The 19,138-nt window shown below is 65.2% G+C and carries 21 protein-coding genes; 14 read left to right on the top strand and 7 right to left on the bottom strand.

The genetic code is table 11. From position 1 onward, the window contains the following. The first annotated feature begins 55 nt into the window (after window positions 1-55). Genes LB577_RS09380 through LB577_RS09350 form a run of 7 tightly spaced genes read left to right on the top strand, consistent with a single transcriptional unit; the run spans window position 56 to window position 7,371 of the window. Entirely contained in the window at window positions 56-244 is a 189-nt protein-coding gene (locus LB577_RS09380; protein WP_224686485.1) for a hypothetical protein, read from the top strand. Continuing rightward, window positions 241-1,095, top strand: coding sequence for an FAD binding domain-containing protein (locus tag LB577_RS09375; protein ID WP_224686484.1), 855 nt, complete (start codon window positions 241-243; stop codon window positions 1,093-1,095). The genes LB577_RS09380 and LB577_RS09375 overlap by 4 nt, the downstream gene beginning before the upstream one ends. Further along, window positions 1,092-3,920 carry a molybdopterin-dependent oxidoreductase gene (locus LB577_RS09370; RefSeq protein ID WP_224686483.1) on the top strand — a complete coding sequence of 943 codons (2,829 nt, stop codon included), beginning with the start codon at window positions 1,092-1,094 and terminating at the stop codon, window positions 3,918-3,920. The genes LB577_RS09375 and LB577_RS09370 overlap by 4 nt, the downstream gene beginning before the upstream one ends. Further along, the gene (locus LB577_RS09365) at window positions 3,917-5,458 is read left to right on the top strand and encodes a 6-hydroxynicotinate reductase (RefSeq protein WP_224686482.1); all 1,542 of its coding nucleotides are present in this window, start codon (window positions 3,917-3,919) and stop codon (window positions 5,456-5,458) included. Before LB577_RS09370 ends, LB577_RS09365 begins: the two co-directional genes overlap by 4 nt. Then, entirely contained in the window at window positions 5,458-6,342 is an 885-nt protein-coding gene (locus LB577_RS09360) for a UPF0280 family protein (protein ID WP_224686481.1), read from the top strand. The genes LB577_RS09365 and LB577_RS09360 overlap by 1 nt, the downstream gene beginning before the upstream one ends. Beyond that, window positions 6,335-6,919: an amino acid synthesis family protein gene (locus LB577_RS09355; RefSeq protein WP_023765485.1), complete on the top strand. Its 585-nt coding sequence runs from the start codon at window positions 6,335-6,337 to the stop codon at window positions 6,917-6,919. Before LB577_RS09360 ends, LB577_RS09355 begins: the two co-directional genes overlap by 8 nt. Further along, window positions 6,916-7,371, top strand: a complete 456-nt coding sequence (locus LB577_RS09350) for a MarR family winged helix-turn-helix transcriptional regulator (protein ID WP_224686498.1) — start codon at window positions 6,916-6,918, stop codon at window positions 7,369-7,371. Before LB577_RS09355 ends, LB577_RS09350 begins: the two co-directional genes overlap by 4 nt. Window positions 7,372-7,415: 44 nt before the next feature. On the opposite strand, the gene LB577_RS09345 is transcribed toward LB577_RS09350, so the two are convergent. The 4 genes from LB577_RS09345 to LB577_RS09330 all read right to left on the bottom strand — a co-directional run bounded on the left by LB577_RS09345 (window position 7,416) and on the right by LB577_RS09330 (window position 11,674). Further along, window positions 7,416-8,417, bottom strand: coding sequence for an LLM class flavin-dependent oxidoreductase (locus tag LB577_RS09345; RefSeq protein WP_224686480.1), 1,002 nt, complete (start codon window positions 8,415-8,417; stop codon window positions 7,416-7,418). Beyond that, complete coding sequence (locus LB577_RS09340; RefSeq protein ID WP_224686479.1) at window positions 8,414-9,247, bottom strand: arylamine N-acetyltransferase family protein; 834 nt, start codon at window positions 9,245-9,247, stop codon at window positions 8,414-8,416. Before LB577_RS09340 ends, LB577_RS09345 begins: the two co-directional genes overlap by 4 nt. A 72-nt stretch (window positions 9,248-9,319) precedes the next feature. After that, window positions 9,320-10,489, bottom strand: a complete 1,170-nt coding sequence (locus tag LB577_RS09335) for an AI-2E family transporter (protein WP_224686478.1) — start codon at window positions 10,487-10,489, stop codon at window positions 9,320-9,322. Window positions 10,490-10,612: 123 nt separating this feature from the next. Then, on the bottom strand, window positions 10,613-11,674 hold the full coding sequence (locus tag LB577_RS09330; protein WP_224686477.1) for an LLM class flavin-dependent oxidoreductase: 1,062 nt from the start codon (window positions 11,672-11,674) through the stop codon (window positions 10,613-10,615). 220 nt (window positions 11,675-11,894) lie between these two features. On the opposite strand from LB577_RS09330, the gene LB577_RS09325 reads away from it, so the two are divergent. Further along, on the top strand, window positions 11,895-12,323 hold the full coding sequence (locus LB577_RS09325) for a DUF6481 family protein (RefSeq protein WP_023765479.1): 429 nt from the start codon (window positions 11,895-11,897) through the stop codon (window positions 12,321-12,323). 170 nt (window positions 12,324-12,493) lie between these two features. Here LB577_RS09325 and sugE read toward each other — a convergent pair whose 3' ends face one another. Beyond that, window positions 12,494-12,808, bottom strand: coding sequence for a quaternary ammonium compound efflux SMR transporter SugE (sugE, locus tag LB577_RS09320; RefSeq protein ID WP_023765478.1), 315 nt, complete (start codon window positions 12,806-12,808; stop codon window positions 12,494-12,496). A 210-nt stretch (window positions 12,809-13,018) separates the two neighbouring features. Beyond that, window positions 13,019-13,144 carry a hypothetical protein gene (locus tag LB577_RS33090; protein WP_013891842.1) on the bottom strand — a complete coding sequence of 42 codons (126 nt, stop codon included), beginning with the start codon at window positions 13,142-13,144 and terminating at the stop codon, window positions 13,019-13,021. A 212-nt stretch (window positions 13,145-13,356) separates the two neighbouring features. Between LB577_RS33090 and LB577_RS09315 the strand changes: the two genes are divergently transcribed. The 3 genes from LB577_RS09315 to LB577_RS09305 all read left to right on the top strand — a co-directional run bounded on the left by LB577_RS09315 (window position 13,357) and on the right by LB577_RS09305 (window position 15,727). Continuing rightward, a complete protein-coding gene (locus tag LB577_RS09315; protein WP_224686476.1) occupies window positions 13,357-14,166 on the top strand; it encodes a transglutaminase-like domain-containing protein in 810 nt (269 codons plus the stop codon). Between the two features lie 123 nt (window positions 14,167-14,289). Beyond that, a complete protein-coding gene (locus tag LB577_RS09310; RefSeq protein WP_224686475.1) occupies window positions 14,290-15,258 on the top strand; it encodes a cation diffusion facilitator family transporter in 969 nt (322 codons plus the stop codon). A gap of 64 nt (window positions 15,259-15,322) precedes the next feature. After that, window positions 15,323-15,727: a GFA family protein gene (locus tag LB577_RS09305; RefSeq protein ID WP_023777838.1), complete on the top strand. Its 405-nt coding sequence runs from the start codon at window positions 15,323-15,325 to the stop codon at window positions 15,725-15,727. A 22-nt stretch (window positions 15,728-15,749) separates the two neighbouring features. On the opposite strand, the gene LB577_RS09300 is transcribed toward LB577_RS09305, so the two are convergent. Next, the gene (locus LB577_RS09300) at window positions 15,750-17,021 is read right to left on the bottom strand and encodes a DNA recombination protein RmuC (RefSeq protein WP_224686474.1); all 1,272 of its coding nucleotides are present in this window, start codon (window positions 17,019-17,021) and stop codon (window positions 15,750-15,752) included. 103 nt (window positions 17,022-17,124) lie between these two features. On the opposite strand from LB577_RS09300, the gene def reads away from it, so the two are divergent. Genes def through LB577_RS09285 form a run of 3 tightly spaced genes read left to right on the top strand, consistent with a single transcriptional unit; the run spans window position 17,125 to window position 19,115 of the window. Beyond that, the gene (def, locus tag LB577_RS09295; protein ID WP_023765472.1) at window positions 17,125-17,655 is read left to right on the top strand and encodes a peptide deformylase; all 531 of its coding nucleotides are present in this window, start codon (window positions 17,125-17,127) and stop codon (window positions 17,653-17,655) included. 3 nt (window positions 17,656-17,658) lie between these two features. Further along, window positions 17,659-18,612: a methionyl-tRNA formyltransferase gene (gene fmt, locus LB577_RS09290; protein ID WP_224686473.1), complete on the top strand. Its 954-nt coding sequence runs from the start codon at window positions 17,659-17,661 to the stop codon at window positions 18,610-18,612. After that, window positions 18,609-19,115: a GNAT family N-acetyltransferase gene (locus tag LB577_RS09285; protein ID WP_224686472.1), complete on the top strand. Its 507-nt coding sequence runs from the start codon at window positions 18,609-18,611 to the stop codon at window positions 19,113-19,115. Before fmt ends, LB577_RS09285 begins: the two co-directional genes overlap by 4 nt. Window positions 19,116-19,138 lie beyond the last annotated feature (23 nt).

Raw genomic sequence — 19,138 nt, 5'->3', positions numbered from 1 at the left:
TGCAGGCTCCAGTGGAAAATGCCGCTGACGCGACCGGACGCAGAAACTTGACCAGATGGCCGCCTGCGTCAACCTCTGGAAGCATAACAAATGCGTGGTGGCGGAGCTGCCGCAAAACTCCGGCTTTGACAATTCCTGCCGGCTTGATATCATTTGCATACGAATGAATTTCCCGGCCCTGCGCTGGAAGGATCTTTCGAAGTACCAGCTCTGGAAGGCCTCTTTTCGGGAAGGCAAAGCGTGATCCGTTACGCGAAACCCACCACGGTCGACGAGGCGCTCGCTTTGCTTGGCGAGGGCGACTGGCGCATTCTGGCCGGCGGCACGGATTTCTATCCGGCACAGGGCAGCAAGCCGTTCCGCGACAATGTCCTCGACATAAACGGCCTGACGGCGCTGCGCGGCATCGCCGAGACCGGCAGCCATTGGGTTATCGGCGCGCGCACGACATGGACCGACATCATCCGCCACCCCTTGCCGCCGGCCTTCGATGCACTGAAACAGGCAGCGCGCGAGGTCGGTTCGGTGCAGATCCAGAACGTCGCCTCGGTCGCCGGCAATCTTTGCAACGCCTCGCCGGCCGCCGACGGCGTGCCGGGCCTGCTTGTCCTCGATGCCGAGGTCGAGCTGCGCTCGGCGGCGGCGACGCGCCGTCTGCCCTTGCCGGATTTCATTCTCGGCAACCGCCGCACGGCCCTGCAGCCGGGCGAAATGGTCACGGCCATCCGCGTGCCGAAGCCGGCGGGTACGTCGGCCTTCGTCAAGCTCGGCGCACGGCGTTACCTCGTCATTTCCATCGCCATGGTGGCGGCGCGCCTGGTCGTTGAGGCCGGCACGGTCACGGGCGCAGCGATAGCTGTCGGCTCGTGTTCGGCCGTCGCCAAGCGGCTTGCCGGTGTCGAGGCGGCATTGCGTGGGCGGGCAGTGGATGGCGGGCTCGCCGATGCGGTCCAATCCGCGCCAATGGCCGAGCTGTCGCCGATCGCCGATGTGCGCGGCAGTGCCGAGTACCGGCTCGACGCGGTGCGCGAAATCGTTGCCCGCGCCGTGCTGGCCGCCGCCGGACCGATGAACGACCACATGGTGGCAGCATGAGCCAGGTTCTGCCTGAAATGAACGAAGCTCTGCCCGGTCTGGGTGGTGTTCCGCTTGGCCTCGAACGCGCCGACATCGCCTTCGCGGTCAACGGCGCCGCCGTCTCGGTCAACGTGCCGCCGCTGCGCCGGCTGTCGCAGGTTTTGCGTGACGAATTGCAGCTGACCGGCACCAAGGTCGGCTGCGACGCCGGCGACTGCGGCGCCTGCACGGTGCTGGTCGACGGCGATCCCGTCTGCGCCTGCCTGATGTCGGCGGCCTCCGCCGCCGGGGCATCGGTGACAACGGTCGAAGGCCTCGCCAATGGCCGGCTGTCGGCGTTGCAGGCCTCATTCCTCGCCCATGGCGCGGCGCAATGCGGCATCTGCACTCCGGCGCTGCTGATCGCGGCGACGGCGCTCCTGGACAAAAAGGCGAGCCCAACCGAGATCGAAGTGCAGGACGCGCTCGGCGGCATTCTGTGTCGTTGCACCGGTTATCGGAAGATCATCGCGGCGGTGATGGATGCCTCCTTGCAGGCAGCAAGCCTCGATTTTCGTTTGCCTCAGTCCGGCCACGCCATTGGCTCCTCCCCCATCCGGCTCGATGGCGTGCCGAAAGTCACCGGGGCCGAGAAATTCGGCGGCGATGCCTTCCCCGCCGATGCGCTTGCCGTGCTGGTGGTCCGCTCGCCACATTATCACGCCAGCTTTGCCTTCGGCGATCTCGACGGCTGGGCGAAGGCGCACCCCGGCATCGTCGGCGTGTTCACGGCGGCCGATATTCCGGGAAAGAACTGTTTCGGCGTTATCGGCCCATTCGCCGACCAGCCGGCGCTGGCCGACGGGTTTGCGCGGCTTCGCGGCGAAGCGGTGGCGCTGGTCGCCGGCGAGCGCGAGGCGATGCTTGATCTCGATTTGTCGGATTTCCCGGTCCGCTGGACCGAACTGCCGCATTTTCTGCAACCTGGCGAGGCGCAGGCCGAAGGTGCTGCGCTGATCCATCAGGCGCGCCCGGCCAACCTGTTGACCAAGGGCTTCGTCGAGCGTGGCGATCCCGAGGCAGCGCTTGCCAGTGCCGCCGTCACGGTTTCCGGCGCGATCGACACGTCCTATGTCGAGCACGCCTATATCGAGCCGGAGGCCGGCCATGCCTATATGGACGGCGATACGCTTGTCGTCGTCGCCTGCACGCAGGCGCCGTACATGGACCGTGACGAGACGGCGAAGGTGCTCGGCCTTGCCGTCGACAAGGTACGCATCGTGCCGACGGCGACCGGCGGCGGTTTCGGCTCGAAACTCGATGTCTCGCTGCAGCCGCTGATCGGCCTGGTGGCGTTGAAGACCGGCCGGCCGGCAGCCCTTGCCTACACACGCAACGAATCGATGATTTCGACCACCAAGCGTCATCCCGCTGAGATGAAGGCGACCATCGGCGCCGATGCCGACGGCCATGTCACCGGCATGATTTTTTCAGGCGATTTCAACACCGGCGCCTATGCAAGTTGGGGCCCGACCGTCGCCAACCGCGTGCCGGTGCATGCCTCCGGCCCCTATGCGACGCCGAACTACCGCGCGGAAGGCAGAGCCATCCATACGCATGGGCCGATCTCCGGTGCCTTCCGCGGTTTCGGCGTGCCGCAGGCGACGATCATGCAGGAGACGCTTTATGACGAGCTGGCTGGCAAGCTCGGTATCGACCGACTCGATTTTCGCTTGAAGAACTGCCTTCGGAACGGATCCGAAACGGTTACGGGGCAGAGGCTGGAGTCCGGTGTCGGCATTGCCGAGTGCCTGGAGTCGCTCCGTCCGCATTGGGCACGTGCGACGGCGGATGCGGATGCCTTCAACAGCGCCAGCGTGGACAGAAAACGCGGCGTTGGCGTGGCTTCGTGCTGGTATGGCTGCGGTAACACCTCGCTGCCCAATCCCTCGACCATCAAGGTCGGCATCTCGCCATCGGGCGACGTCATCCTGCACCAGGGCGCCGTCGATATCGGCCAGGGTTCCAACACCGTCATCGCCCAGATCTGCGCCGATGCGCTTGGCCTGCCGCTGGACAAATTCCGGCTCAGAAGCGCCGATACGGGCATCAGCCCGGACGCTGGCAAGACGTCCGCGTCGCGCCAGACTTTCGTCACCGGAAAGGCGGCCGAGAAGGCAGGGCGGGCCTTGCGCGAAAAGATCCTGCGCTTTGCCAATGTTTCCGAAAAAGCCTCCATGCAGCTCAATGGCGTGGCAATCGTCATCCGCGAGGGCGAGGCCACGCGCCGTATCGATCTCGCCTCGCTCGAGGTGGATGGCGGTGGCTTCGTCTTCCGCGCCGAGGAGACCTACGATCCGCCGACGCTGCCGCTCGATGCCAAGGGCCAGGGCAAACCCTACGCCGTCTACGGCTATGGCGCGCAGATCGCCGAGCTCGAGGTCGACCTCAAGCTCGGCACCGTGAAGCTGATCAAGATCACCGCCGCGCACGATGTCGGCAAGGCGATCAACCCGCTGCTGGTCGAGGGCCAGATCGAAGGCGGTATCGCGCAAGGCATCGGCATGGCGCTGATGGAAGAATATATCCCGGGCCGCACCGAAAACCTGCACGACTATCTGATCCCGACCATTGGCGACGTGCCGCCGGTCGAGACCATCCTGGTCGAGGTTCCCGATCCCGAGGGGCCATTCGGCGCCAAGGGCCTGGGCGAACATGTGTTGATTCCGACGGCGCCGGCGATCCTCAACGCCATCCGCCACGCCACCGGCGTCCTGGTCACCAAGGTTCCGGCGACGCCGACGCGTATCCGCGCTGGCATCCGCGAACAAGATGGCATCCGTGAACAGGAGGCACGCCGATGAGCGAGCTTGCCGAGCGCTTCGAGACCCATGATCCCGGCGAGAAGCTGGTGGCGGAGAAGATCCGCTGCGATGCCTGCCCGGTGATGTGCTACATCGCCGACGGCCGCACCGGCGCCTGCGACCGCTACGGCAATGTCGGCGGCCGCATCGTGCGCATGGACCCGCTGACCATCCTCGACCATGCGGCGGAGACCGGCGCCACGATGGTGCCTTTCGTCGCCGAGGGCGAAGCGTGGGATGGCGAGTTGGTCAACACCGGCCGCCGCTTCGTCACGGCAATAGGCGCCGGCACCACCTATCCCGACTACAAGCCGGCCCCGTTCATCGTCAGCCAGGAGGTCGAGGGCGTCGATCTGGTGACCGTCGTCACCGAAGGCATCTTCTCCTATTGCGGCGTCAAGGTGAAGATCGACACCGACCGTCATCTCGGCCCCGAGACGGCGATCGTGCGCTCGCAAGGCGAGGCGATCGGTCATGTCACGACCGGCGAATATGGCTCGCAGATGCTGTCGCTGGGCGGCGTGCATCATTTGACCGGCGGCTCGAAGGCGGAGGGCCGCGCCACCTGCGACGCGCTGCTCAATTTGTGCAACCGCAAGCCGGTGGAACTCGGCATCGACGGCGGCGCCACCATTGTCGTCGAAGCCGGCAAACCACCTGTCATCGACGGCAAGCAGGAACACCGCATGCGCGTCGGCTGCGGCTCGGCCACCATCGGCATGTTCGCCACGCAATGGCGCGGGCTGGTCGACGAGGTGGTGGTGGTCGACGATCACATCACCGGTGTCGTCTCCGAGCATCAGGCCGGCAAGGTGCTGGGCTGGCAGGATACGGGCATCAAGATCATCGGCCGTCGTTCGACGCCGGGACGCTATTTCAAGGTCTCCGAACCCGGCCTTGGCTGGGGCGGCACCTCGATTTCCGACCCGCTGTCGATCCTCGGCGAATGGAACGCCAGGAAGGGCGCGCGGCCCGGCCTGTCGCTGCTGATGGTTTCGACCACCGGCGAGCAGTTCGCCTATTACGAGCTCGATGACGAATTGAAGCCGGTCGAAAAGCCGTTTCCGGAACGGTTGCAGAAGTCGGTCGGTCTGATCGAGGACAATTGCGAGCCGGCTTTGTGCACCGTGCTGTTCATCGGCGGTGCCGGCGGCTCGCTGCGCGCCGGCGTCACAGAAAACCCGGTCAATCTTACCCGTTCGGTGCAAGGGTTGAAGACCTATGTCACGGTCGGCGGCGCGCCGGTCTATGTCTGGCCGGGAGGCGGCATCACGCTGATGGTCGATGTCACGCGGGTTCCGGAAGGCGCCTTCGGCTATGTGCCGACACCGGCGCTGGTGGCGCCGATCGAATTCACCTTGCGCCGCGACGACTACATCAGGCTGGGCGGCTACGAGGCCGAAATCCGCAGTGTCCACGACATCGTTGCCAAGGGCGGCGAATACCTCAATGCGCGCCGCGGTACCGGCGCGCCGGGCAGCAATCCGTGGCCGCCGCTGGCGCAATTGCACCGTGTGCCCGCGAACGGTGCCGGGTGATGCAAGGCCCGCAGGTCCATTGGCTGCAGGACGGCAAGCGGCTGCACCTCAACCATGGGCCGATCGACCTGATCGTCGAGGCCTTCGGCGAGGCGCATGAGTGCCGTGCCGCCTATGAGCAAGCCGTGGCGCGCTTCCAGACGATCCTGATCGAGTTGGTCAAGGAGCTTCCCGAATTGCGGCTGCCGGCATTCTTCCTGGCGCCGCGCGCCTTTGACGGCCCGACGGCGCGTCGCATGGAGGCGGCCGTCATCCCGTTGGCGGAATGCTTCATCACGCCGATGGCCGCCGTTGCCGGGTCGGTAGCCGACGAAATGCTCGCTGCGCTGCTTGTGGGTCGCAAGCTCGATCGCGCCTATGTCAACAATGGCGGCGACAGCGCACTCCATATCGGCAACGGCCTTTCGATGAACCTGGCGATCGCCGGCACGGGCCACGACATGGCCGACCGGATCATGATCCGCCCGCAGGATGGTGTGCGTGGCGTTGCAACCAGCGGCTGGCGTGGCCGCTCCTTCTCGCTTGGCATTGCCGACGCCGTCACCGTGCTGGCGCGGACTGGCGCCGAGGCCGATGCGGCGGCGACACTCATTGCCAACGCCGTGGATCTGCCCGGCAATCAAGCCATCAAGCGCATTCCCGCAAGCGAACTGTCCCCCGACAGCGATCTCGGCGCGCGACTGGTGACACAAAGCGTCGGCACGCTTGCGCCTGGCGAGGTGGCGCGGGCGCTGGACAACGGCCTTGCTGTCGCCGAAGATTTTCGCCGGCGCGGCCTGATTGCCGGATCGGCGCTGTTTCTTGGCGGTGAGGCCCGCATCAGTGGCTCCGTTGCGCTTGCGGCGCCCAACAAGAATTCGAGGGAGGAAGTTGCGCATGCCTGAGTTTCCGATCCGCAAGATCGCTGTCCTGACCGAAGAGATCTTTCACGAGGGCGGACCGGCGGCCAAGGTGCCGCGCCGGCGCGCAGCCGCCATGGCGCTGGTGAAAAACCCGTTCGCCGGGCGTTATGCAGAGGAGCTGCAGAGCGCCATGGACGATCTGAAACCGCTCGGCCTGCTGCTCGCCGACCGGCTGATCGCAGCGCTCGGTGGCGACGTCAAACAGATCGACGGCTACGGCAAGGGCGCCATTGTCGGCATAGCGGGCGAGCTCGAGCACGGCGCGCTCTGGCATGTGCCTGGCGGCTATGCGATGCGCGAACGGTTGGGCGACGCCAAGGCGATCGTGCCGTCGGCCAAGAAGGTCGGCGCTTTCGGCTCGAAGCTCGACGTGCCGCTCGGCCACATCAACGCAGCCTATGTGCGCAGCCATTTCGACGCCATGGAGGTCGGCATCAGCGACGGCCCGCGCCCCGATGAGATCCTGTTCTGCCTGGCCATGACTTGCGGCCCGCGCATCCATAATCGCATGGGTGGGCTGGCGGCCGACGACATCAAGGCATGGGACGGCTTGCGGTGAGCGGCGAGGACAATCTGCTCAAGCTGGTGGAGGTCGAGACGCCGGAGGATTACCTCCTGCAGGAGCAGGTCGGCTTCATCCTGCGCAAGGCGCATCAGCGCCATGTCTCGATCTTCGCCGCGCACATCGGCGACCTGACGCCGCCGCAATTCGCCGCGCTCGCCAAGCTGCGCGACGTCGGCGAAACGTCGCAGAACCAGCTCGGCACGCTGATCGCCATGGATGCGGCGACGGTGAAGGGCGTCATCGACCGGCTGAAGGCGCGCGGTCTGGTCGAGCTTTCCAAGCATGAGGTCGACAAAAGGCGGCTGCTGGTCAACCTGACCGCCGAAGGGCGCGAAGCGATCGAACGGCTGATCCCGCTGGCGCGCGAAATCACCGCGGAAACCCTGGCGCCACTGTCGGCCAGGGAGGCCGCTACCTTCATGAGGCTGCTGGTCAAGCTGGCGTAAGGCTGCCCAGCCCCATTTTTAGCACGATCCCGTGCCACGCCGCCTCAGGCCGCCTGCGACAGCGATTTGTGGGCCTCCGCCAAAATCTCGAACGACCGCACCCGGGCGGCATGATCCGATATCTGCGCGGTGACCATCAGCTCGTCGGCGCCGGTGCGGCGCACGAAGGCATCGATGCCCTGGCGAACCGTTTCGGGAGAGCCGACGACGGCGCAGGACAGCGCCTGGCCAAGCATGGACTTGGCCATCGGGTCGAGGTCGCGATCATAATTCTCGACGGGCGGCGGCAGCCTTCCCGGCCTGCCGGTGCGCAGGTTGACGAAGGCCTGCTGCAGCGAGGTGAACAGCAATCGCGCCTCGGCATCGGTGGGTGCCGCAAAGACATTGAGGCCGAGCATGACATGCGGCTTGTCGAGCTGTTCCGACGGCTGGAAGCGCGAACGGTAGATGTCGAGCGCGTGGTCGAGCTCGGCCGGTGCGAAATGCGAGGCGAAGGCATAGGGCAGGCCGAGCATGGCGGCGAGCTGCGCGCCATAGAGGCTGGAGCCGAGGATCCAGACCGGCACGGTCTGGCCTTCGCCGGGCACGGCGCGCAGGCGCTGGCCCTCCTCGGCCGGCAGGAAATAGCCCATCAGCTCGACGACATCCTGCGGGAAATTGTCGACGCCGGCTTCGAGGTTGCGGCGCAAGGCGCGCGCGGTGTTCATGTCGGTGCCAGGCGCGCGGCCGAGGCCAAGATCGATGCGGCCGGGAAACAAGGCGGCCAGCGTGCCGAACTGCTCGGCAATCACCAGCGGCGCATGGTTGGGCAGCATGATGCCGCCCGCGCCGACGCGAATGGTCCTGGTGCCGCCGGCGACATGGGCGATAACGACGGCCGTCGCGGCACTGGCGATGCCCGGCATGTTGTGATGCTCGGCCAGCCAGTAGCGCTTGTAGCCCAACCGCTCGGCATGGCGGGCGAGATCGAGCGAATTGGCCAGCGACTGCGAGGCATCGCTGCCTTCGACGATCGGCGACAGGTCGAGAACGGACAATTCGGTCATGCGTTGGTCTCCAAGATCTTCTTGTCGCGCACCCTGGCCTCGAAGCCGGCACGGTCTGGAATGATGATGCCGAGCTGGCCTTCCAGCGTGTCGGCGAGTTCGGCGGCAGTGGCTATGTCCTTCTGCTCGGTGCGGCCGCCGATGTGGTGGATCGACAGCCGATTGCCGCGCAACGCGTAGCGCCGGTCGGGCGCGGCGCGCGCCGCCAGGACAGAGGTGAGGAAATGCGATATCGGGTTGGTCGACAGGAAGTAGCTGGCGATGGAATAGTCGACCTCGTATTGCGGCTGCAGGTCGAAGCGGTAAAGCGAGCGCCAATCGCCGCCGATAGCGGCCTGCAGGCGGAAATGATCGTCGGTCGCGGCGATACGGAAGGTCTCATGCGGGGTTCTCTGTTCGGTGCCGGGCTCCAGCAGCAGCGGTGCGGTCAGGGTCAGGCCGCCGAAGCCGACATCGGCGATGTAGGTCCGGCCATCGAGTTCGACGCGCAGCAGCATGTGGCTGCGCGCCATGATGGCGTCTTCCGCCTGCCCCCAAAGCACGCGCGCGGCAAGGCCGCTGACCTCGAAGCCAAGCGCTTTCAGCGCATGCATGAAAAGAAGGTTGTGCTCGAAGCAATAGCCGCCGCGCCCGCCAGCGACGATCTTGTCCTGCAGCGCGGCAAGGTCGAGCCTGACCGGGCGGCCGAGAAACGGATCGATGTTCTCGAAGGGGATTGCCTGCGGGTGCAGGAAGTGAAGCGCCTTCAGCGTATCCAGCGAAGCATCCCTGGAACCGGCATAGCCGATGCGGGCGAAATAGGCGTCGAGGTCGAAGGGAGCATCGCTCATCGGGAAGGGCACCGGGCATTGATCGGCCGGATATAGGCATTCGATCCCGGCGCCGCAAACACGGCCAGCCGTTCATGCCGAAGCCTTGCCGTCCTCCTCGGCTGGTTCCTCTTCCACCACGGCGGTGTGCTGCGCGGCGAGAAAATTGCCGACATGGCTGAGCCCGTCGAAATGGTCGCAGAACACCTTGATGACGACCAGCAACGGCACCGCCATCAGGGCGCCGACGAACCCCCACAGCCACGACCAGAAGGCGATGGCGATGAAGATCGCCACGGCGTTGATCTCGAGGCGTCGGCCAACCACCATCGGCGTCACGAACTGGCCTTCGACGACGTCGCACAAAAGCACGAAGGCGGGTGCCAACAGCGCGTAGGAAATGGTGTCGAAGCTGATCAGCGCAATCACCGCGACCAGCACGATCGTCAAGAGCGCCCCGACATAGGGCAGGAAGTTGAACAGGGCGGCGGCCACGCCCCAGACCAGCGGGTTGGGCACGCCCAGCGCCCACAGGCCAAGGCCGATGACCGTACCGAGGCCGGCATTGATGACGGTTACGGTGAGCAGATAGTGCGAGATTTCGCGCTCGACGTCATAGACCACGCGCAGCGCCCGTTTCTTCTCGCTGAGGCTGGCGAAGGACTGGATGATCTTCTCGTAGAACATCGTTCCCGAGGCGAGCAGGAACAGCGACAGCACGAAGATGATGGTGAGGCTGGTTCCCGCCGAGAGGATGTTGCTGGCGGCCGCCGACAGGATGCCGGACTGCGCCACCGCGACTTTTTGGATGCCGGACTCCTGCGAGGTCTCGGTCAGCTGCTCGATCTGATGCGAAATCTGCATGATCTTTTCCAGCGGACGCCGCAATTGCGCCAGCCGCTCGGTAAGCTGCTGACCGATCGACGAGGAGTTGTTGATGAGGTCGATGACCGGGCTGGAGAGCAGGTAGCCGGCGCTGGCGAAGACGCAGATCGACAGCAGCACCAGAAGGGTCGCCGAGGCCACTTCGGGGATGCCGCGCTTGCGCAGTATCCGCACGATTGGGGTGAGCGTCAGGGCGAGCAGGAAGGCCAGGATGACCGGCATGAAGAAGGCGCGTGCGAAGTAGAGGGCGTAAATGGCCATCAACAGGAAAATGCCGACCAGCAGCGATCGCATCAGATGCGTGTCGGCGCGCGCCTCGACGCGCGGATCCGGCTCGTCGGCGGCGCCTGCGCCCAAGGCAGCGGGTTCGGTTTTCATGGTCACCCTCGAGCCGTCCGCCTCTCCGCGGCCGGCAATTGCCTGCAGGAAACGCGAAGTTCAGGCTGTAGGTTCCATGAGCCGGCTTTGCGAACGGGCGTGGCTGGCGAGCCCGCCCGCCGCTCAGGCGGCGGGTGTTGCCACTACCGGCGCGGACTTCGCGGTTTCCTTGCGCACGATCGGCGCCACCCTGGTGCCGTAGAGTTCGATCGCCTTCATGATCTTGGCATGCGGCATGGTGCCGATCGCCATCTGCAACAGGAAGCGGTCATTGTTGAAGATCCTGTGCTGGGCGACGATCTTCTCGGCGACCTGATCGGGATTGCCGACGAACAGGGCGCCATTCGGACCGCGCGACTGGTCGAAATGCGCCCGCGATGTCGGGCCCCAGCCGCGCTCGCGGCCGATGCGGTTCATCACCTCGGCTTGCGGCCCGTAGAAATCGTCGGCGGCCTGCTCGGTCGTCTCGGCGATGAAGCCGTGCACGTTGATGCTGGTGGCGAGGCCCGCCGGGTCGCTGCCGGCGCGTTTGGCCGCCTCGCGGTAGAGGTCCAGCAGCGGCGCGAAGCGTGCCGGCTCGCCGCCGATGATGGCGAGCGCCAGCGGCAGGCCGAGCGCGCCCGCGCGCGCCGCGGACTGCGGCGTGCCGCCAATGGCGATCCAGACCGGCAACCTGTCCTGGAACGGCCGGGGATAGACGCCGCGATCATTGATCGGCGGGCGCAGATTGCCGGACCAGGTGACTTTCACCTGGTCGCGGATGGCAAGCAGCAGATCGAGCTTTTCGGCGAAGAGCTCGTCATAGTCCTCCAGATTGTAGCCGAACAGCGGGAAGGACTCGATGAACGAGCCGCGTCCAGCCATGATCTCGGCACGACCGCCCGAGAGAAGGTCGAGCGTGGCGAACTGCTGGAAGACGCGAACCGGATCGTCGGAGGAGAGCACGGTGACCGCGCTGGTCAGCCTGATGCGCTTGGAGCGCTCGGCGGCCGCCGCCAGCGCCACGACCGGTGCCGAGGCCGCATAGTCGGGCCGGTGATGCTCGCCGAGACCAAAGACGTCGAGACCGACCTGGTCGGCCAGTTCGACCTCCTCGATCAGGTTGCGCAATCGCTCATGCGGGCCGATGGCGCCCGGACCGGGCTGCGGGCTGACGTCGGCAAAGGTGTAGAGACCGAGTTCCATCTGATGTCATCCTGATGTTGGGTTTTGCGGCTAGACCTAGCGAGTGCCTGGCCCCGCCGCCAGAGGCTCGGACAGTGAACAGTGCATGTCGTTTTGCAAGGAAAAGGCGTCTCCCGTGCGCAACAGCACAGAATTTCATGGCTGGCATACCGTTTTGGCGCTTGAACTCTCGCTATTCGCGCGTATGTAAGCCTCGCGAATTGACTTCAGGGAAGTGGACTTGGCTATCTACAGGGAAAAAGACATTTTCGAGCGGCGCAATGCCGCGAACGAGGCAAAGAAGGCGCTTTTGGAGCGTTTCAAGTCAAAGCCGGCGGCGGATGATCCTGCAGTGCTGGCACGACAGGCCGAACGCAAGGCAATCCTCGAGGCTCGCGAGATACGCGAAGCTGAAAAGGCCAGGCTGAAGCAGGAAAAGCTGGCGCGCGAAGCGGTCGAGAAGGCCGAGCGCGAGGCAGCGGCCGAGGCGGCGCGCATTGCGGCCGAAGAGGCGGCACAGGCTGAAGCGAAGATCAAGGAAGCCGAAGAGAACGAGCGCATCGCCCGTTTGCTGGCCGACGAAGCCGAACGCAAGGCGAAACGCGACGCACGCTATGCGGCGCGCAAGCAGCGTACCGGCAGAACGCCGCCAGGCTTCTCGGCTCGCTAACGCCTTAGCGTCCAAGCTTCGAATGCAGGATCAGGGTCGCCTCGCAGCGGCCCTGAACGCGTTTTCGTGGAAGCAACACTTTTGAGCCCCTTGGGCGCAGGTGATCCCAACGGCTGTCTTCCTCAGGAGGTCTCTCCCTCGGATTAAGCCGAGGGAACGCTTGGACTCGATCAGGCCGCGAACTTCAGCCCCATGATGCCGCAGACGATCAAGGCGATGCAGGCGAGCCTGATCGCCGTGGCGGGCTCGCCGAGCAGCCAGATGCCGAGCAGCGCCGTGCCGACGGTGCCGATGCCGGTCCACACCGCATAGGCCGTGCCGACAGGCAGCGCCTTCAGCGCCAGGCCGAGCAGGGTAAGGCTGACGACCATCGACGCGACCGTCAGCACCGTCGGAACGAGCCTGGTGAATCCATCGGTGTATTTGAGGCCTATCGCCCAACCGATTTCGAACAGGCCGGCGAAAAACAGAAAAATCCACGACATCGCAACGCTCCATCCAGCATCGGGCCGGAACGGGACCCGATCCCGAGATGCTCGATAAATGATGGACGGGTCGTCCCGACCGGATTTTGGGGAGGCGCGGGGTCGTCCCCGCGCCGGCAACATAGGGCCGTCCAAACGCCCGATCAACGCTCGCCGGCGGCAGTGTCCGACGCCGCCGGTCAAATCCCGCCGAGCGGGATGTGCCGAAGCCTACTTTTCCTTGATGCGCATCGCCTTGACCGGCGGCGCCTTCAGGGCGGGAGCGGGCGCGGGCTTCTTGGCGTCCTTCTTCGGTTTGCGGGCTTCCTTGCCTGCCTTCATCGCACCTTTAGCCATGATTCGTTCCTCCAATTGCGGGAAGCCAAGTGAAACAAGAGAAACGCTTTGCCGCAAGGGCCTTGAGTCGGTCGCGACCGCCGGCTGGCCGCTTTCAACCGCTTTCTAATTTGCTCGTAAACCATGGCGGTCCGTGCCATGGTCATCTTCGCACTGCAGCATCGATCCGCGCTTTCGCTGGATGATTGCCGGGCAGGCCGGTCAGGACGACGATGCGAATTCACATCGGCTGCGAGATGAGCTTCGACTTTCCGCAGGAAACGCCGCTCATCGCGATGCTCAATGTCCACTACTCCCGTGCCTCCGACCTCGAACGCCCGGATTTCCTGACGTCCAACCCGCCGGTGCCGATCGAGAGCTATCGCGACAGTTTCGGCAATTGGTGCAACCGCTTCGTCGCGCCGCCCGGGCGTTTTACCTTCGGTACCGATGCGGTGATCCGTGATCCCGGTACATTCGAGATGAGCGAGCTGATGGCCTGGCAGCACGAGGTGCGCGACCTGCCGGCGGAGACGCTGCTGTTCCTGCTGCCCAGCCGGTTTTGCGAGAGCGACCTTTTGGCAAGCGAAGCGTGGCGGCTGTTCGGCCATACGCCATCGGGCATCCCGCGCGTGCAGGCGGTGTGCGATTTCGTCCACAATCACATCGTCTTCAACTATGGCAATGCACGGCCGACGCGCACCGCCGCCGAAGCCTATCGCGAGCAGAGCGGCGTATGCCGCGACTTCGCGCACCTTGCCGTCACCTTCTGCCGGGCGCTCAACATCCCGACGCGCTATTGCACCGGCTATATCAGCGACATCGGCATGCCGAAGCCTTGGGCGAGCATGGATTTCTGCGCCTGGATGGAGGTCTATCTCGGCGGCCGCTGGCACGCTTTTGATCCACGCAACAACGCGCCGCGCATCGGCCGCATCCTGATCGCCTCCGGCCGCGACGCGGCGGACGTGCCGCTGACCCATATTTTCGGACCGGGCTTGCTTGCCGGCTTCAGGGTGTGGACCGACGAGATCGTCGAATAGAAGGTTTTCCAGCCTCAAGCCTTCAACGACCTGAACGACCGGGCCGGTTCGCGCGTTGTGCTGCCTGTGGAGCTTCGGCGGCGGGGCAGCTACGGATGGGTATCCTGAGGGAGACAGCATTGCATGGCCGGGCATGGCGGCTCGAAAACGGTTATCTATGCGGCGCTGGCGGGCAATCTCGCCATCGCGCTGACCAAATTCGCCGCCGCCTTCTTCACCGGCAGTTCGGCGATGCTGTCGGAGGGCGTGCACTCGCTGGTCGACACCGGCAATGGCAGCCTGCTGCTCTATGGCATGTATCGTGCCGCGCGTCCGGCCGACCGCACGCATCCGCTGGGCCACGGCCGCGAACTCTATTTCTGGAGCTTCATCGTCGCCCTCCTGGTCTTCGCGCTGGGTGCCGGCGTGTCGTTCTACGAGGGCATCATCCACATCATGGCGCCGGAACCGGTTGCCAACGTCAAGGTGAACTACATCGTCCTTGGCCTGTCCTTCCTGTTCGAAGGCAGCTCCTGGCTGGTGGCGCTGAAGGAATTTCGCCGGCAGAAGAGCAAGGGGGAAGGCTGGCTGCAAGCGGTGCAATCGAGCAAGGATCCGAGCGTCTACACCGTGCTGTTCGAGGACAGCGCCGCCCTGCTCGGCCTGATCGTCGCCTTTGCCGGCATCCTGGCGGCGGAACTGCTCGATATGCCGGAACTCGACGGTGCCGCTTCCATCGGCATCGCCGTCATCCTCGGCGCGACGGCGGTCTTCCTGGCTCGCGAAAGCAAGGGCCTGCTCATCGGCGAGCCGGCTTCACCCGAGGTGCAGAAAAGGGTGCTGGCGATCGTCCAGCAGGATCCGGCGGTACAGCGGGCGAACGGCGTTCTGACCGTCCATATGGGACCGGCAGAGATCGTCGCCGCCCTGAGCATCGAGTTCGAGGATCATCTGGCGGCGCCGGAGGTCGAGGCCTGTGTCGAGCGCATCGAGGCGCGCCTGAAGGCAGAAATGCCGGAGATCACGCGGCTGTTCGTCAAGCCGCAGACCACTGGGACCTGGGAGCAGCGGCGCAAGCTGATCGGTGCCATGTCCGACCCGGCCCTGGACTAGCAAAGCGAAGTTGCCTCGCGGGCTTGCCCCGCTAAGATTGGTCCGAATTGCAGGAGGAGCGACGATGAAGATAGACGGCGGATGCCACTGTGGCGCCATCACCTATGAAGCGGAGGTCGACCCGGAAAAGACGTCGATCTGCCATTGCACGGATTGCCAGCAGCTGACCGGCACCGCCTTTCGCGTGACGGTTCCGGCGCCGGAAAACAACTACCGGATCACGCAGGGCACCCCGAAAATCTACATCAAGACCGTGGCGAGCGGCGCCAAGCGTGTCCAGGCCTTTTGCCCAGACTGCGGCTCGCACCTTTACGCCACGTCGGTCGGCGATGGTCCGAAGGTCTATGGAATTCGGGTGGGGACCGCGCGGCAACGTCAGGATCTGGTTCCGACACTGCAGAAATGGCACCGCTCGGCGCTGCACTGGCTGCCTGAATTTCAGGGCATGACCACGGTGGAGGAGCAGTAGCGCCGGGTTCAGGTGCCGCGCCTCAATCGTCGCCTTCGACGACCCTCAGCCTGAGCTGCCCGGTCTTCGAATCTGCGACGCGGGGGCCGGCGTCGGCCTTCGCGGCAGGTGCACGTGAGGCGCCGTCCGGGCCGGCATCGCCGTCCGGCTGCGCGCCGAATTCCAGCGCCTCGATCTTCTGGCCGCGCTTGGTGACCTTCGATGTCGAGACCAGGATATCGTCGATGTCCTTGGCCGACTGGCCGAAATGGACCTGCAATTTGCGCACCCGCTCGTCGACCCGCGCGACATCCTCCATCAGCCGGATCACCTCGCCCTGGATCAGATGCGCCTGTTCGCGCATGCGGGCGTCCTTGAGGATGGCCTGGATGACCTGGATCGACAGCATCAGCAGCGACGGCGAAACGATGACGACGCGCGCCCGATGCGCCTTGTGGACGATCGCCTCGAAATTCTCGTGGATTTCGGCGAACACCGATTCCGACGGCACGAACATGAAGGCGGTGTCCTGCGTCTCGCCCTGGATCAAGTATTTTTCCGAGATGTCGCGGACATGGATCTCGATGTCGCGGCGGAAGGCCTGGGCCGCGACCTTCTGCAGGTCGGCGCCATCGGCGGCACGGATGGCGTTCCATGCCTCCAGCGGAAACTTGGCATCGATGGCCAGCGACGGCGCGCCATTCGGCATTTTCACCAGGCAATCGGGCCGGCTGCCGTTCGACAGCGTCGCCTGGAACTCGTAAGCGCCATGCGGCAGACCGTCGGCGACGATCGCCTCCATGCGCGACTGGCCGAAGGCGCCGCGCGTCTGCTTGTTGGAAAGGATCGCCTGCAACTGCACGACCTGGCCGGCGAGCGACTGGATGTTGCCTTGCGCGACATCGATGATCGCCAGCCGCTCCTGCAGCTTGGCCAGGCTTTCATGGGTGGATTTGGTCTGTTCGGTCATGGTCTGGCCGATGCGGCCGGTCATGGCGTCGAGACGCTGGCCGATCGATTGCGTGAGCTCCGCCTGGCGCGCGCCGAACACTTCGGCGATAGCGCCCATGCGGCCCTGCATCTCAGCCTGGGATTGCAGAATGCCGGCCATCCGCGCCTCGGCATCGCGGGCGTGGTCGGCGGCTTCGGCAGCCGCCACGGCGCGCGCGTTGGCCGACCGCCACAGCGCGACGACAAGCGCCACGAACAGGCCAAGAAACAGCAATGCGCCGAAAGCCAGCGCGTGGCCAAGCGTGATCGTAGAGGCGCCAAGCCGTGCGACGGGCTCCGAAAGGATGGTGCTCAGGTCATTCATGTGGACAGCATAGCCGATTCGGCCCGACGACACAGATCAAAACGTGAACGAGGCTCAGACGCCCCGGTTGACGCTTTTCGCTGGACGTCTTAGGTGGAACGCCATGCCGATCAAGCCGCTCATCATCCTTCCCGACCCCATCCTGCGCCAGGTTTCCAAGCCGGTGGAACGCGTCGACGCGCCGTTGCGCGGATTAGCCGACGACATGCTTGCGACCATGTATGACGCGCCAGGCATCGGGCTGGCCGCGATCCAGATCGGCGAACCCCTGCGCATGCTGGTGATCGATCTCGCCAAGGAAGACGAGACGCCGGCGCCGCATGTCTTCATCAATCCGGAAATCCTGGAAAGCGCCGACCAGCGCTCCGTCTACGAAGAAGGCTGCCTGTCCATTCCGGACTATTACGCCGAGGTCGAACGCCCTGCCTCTGTGCGCGTAAAATACCTCGATCGCGACGGCAAGCTGCAGGAGATGGAGGCCGAGGGGCTGATGGCGACCTGCCTGCAGCACGAGATCGACCATCTCAACGGCGTGCTGTTCATCGACCACATCTCAAAGCTGAAGCGCGACATGGTGGTGAAGAAGTTCAAGAAGCTCGCCAAGGACAAGGCGCCGGGCAAACTGGTGGGATAGGGAATGCCCCTTCGCGTCATCTTCATGGGCACGCCTGAGTTTTCGGTGCCGACGTTGCGAGCGATTGCCGAAGCGGGACACCAGATTGCAGCCGTCTATACCCAGCCGCCACGCGCCGCCGGACGGCGCGGGCTGGAACTGACGCCGTCGCCGGTGCAGCGCGAGGCGGAGCGGCTGGGCGTCGAGGTGCGGACGCCCGTATCGCTGAAAGGCGAAGCCGAGCAGGCCGCTTTGCTTGCCCTGGAGGCCGATATCGCCGTGGTCGTCGCCTATGGGTTGCTGCTGCCGAAGGCGGTCCTCGACGCGCCCCGGCTCGGCTGCATCAACGGCCATGCGTCACTGTTGCCGCGCTGGCGGGGCGCGGCTCCCATCCAGCGCGCCATCATGGCGGGCGACCTGGAAACCGGCATGATGGTGATGCGCATGGATGAGGGGCTGGACACCGGGCCGGTGGGACTGGTTGAAAAATGCGGCATCGAACCCGATATGACGGCCGGCGATCTGCATGATCGGTTGATGAGCGTCGGTGCTGCCCTGATGGTGGAAGCGCTGGCGCGTCTGGAAGAGAACACCCTGAGATTTGCCGCACAGGCCGTGGACGGGGTGACTTACGCCAGAAAAATCGATAAATCCGAGACGCACGTGGACTGGACGCGGCCAGCGGCCGAGGTCCACAACACCATTCGCGGCCTGTCGCCCTTTCCCGGCGCCTGGTCCGGGATTGACATTGGCGGCCGCCCGGAGCGGCTGAAACTGCTTCGCTCGAAGCTGTCCGAAGGCCTGCCGCTTTCGGATGATCTGGGCGAGTCGGGAGGCATTCTCGATGACCGGCTGACGGTGGCCTGCGGAACAGGGGCGGTCAGGCTGGTCGAAGTTCAACGCGCGGGCGGAAGGCCCGCTGCCGCGTCGGAATTCCTGCGCGGGGCCAAGATCGAAAAAGGAACGAAGTTCTCATGAGCATGATGTCGATACGCGCGGCGACGCCGCGGGATCGCGAGGCCATTCGCGACGTCGAGGAACACGCTTTCGGCCAGCAGGCGGAAGCCGGGCTGGTCGATGCGCTGGTGACCGGCGGCGATGCCGTCGTCGAACTGGTGGCGGAGGAAGATGGGCAAGTGGTCGGCCACATCCTGTTTTCCCGGCTGTTCGTCCAAAATGGCGGCAAGAGCTTCGCGGCCGTGGCGCTGGCGCCGCTGGCGGTGGAGCCCTCCTTCCATGGCAGCGGCATTGGCGGCGCGCTGATCCGCGAGGCGCATATCCGCCTCAAGGATGCCGGCGAGACGCTGGCCGTGGTGCTGGGCGATCCGGCCTATTACGGCCGTTTCGGCTACAGCCATGCGCGGGCCGAAAAGTTCGAGAGCGAATACCAAGGCGAAGCGCTGCAGGCGCTGGCCTGGGGCGACGCTCCGGAAGCCGGCAGGCTGGTCTACGCTTCCGCCTTCACCGCTCTCGCCGCCTAGGCGAAAGCGTATAGCCGCCCGGC

Origin of the sequence: Mesorhizobium sp. B283B1A, assembly GCF_020165735.1 — a bacterium.
GTDB classification, from domain to species: Bacteria; Pseudomonadota; Alphaproteobacteria; order Rhizobiales; family Rhizobiaceae; genus Mesorhizobium; species Mesorhizobium opportunistum.
The sequence above is the reverse complement of the archived record's forward strand: the minus strand, read 5'-3'. Positions and strand labels throughout refer to the sequence as shown.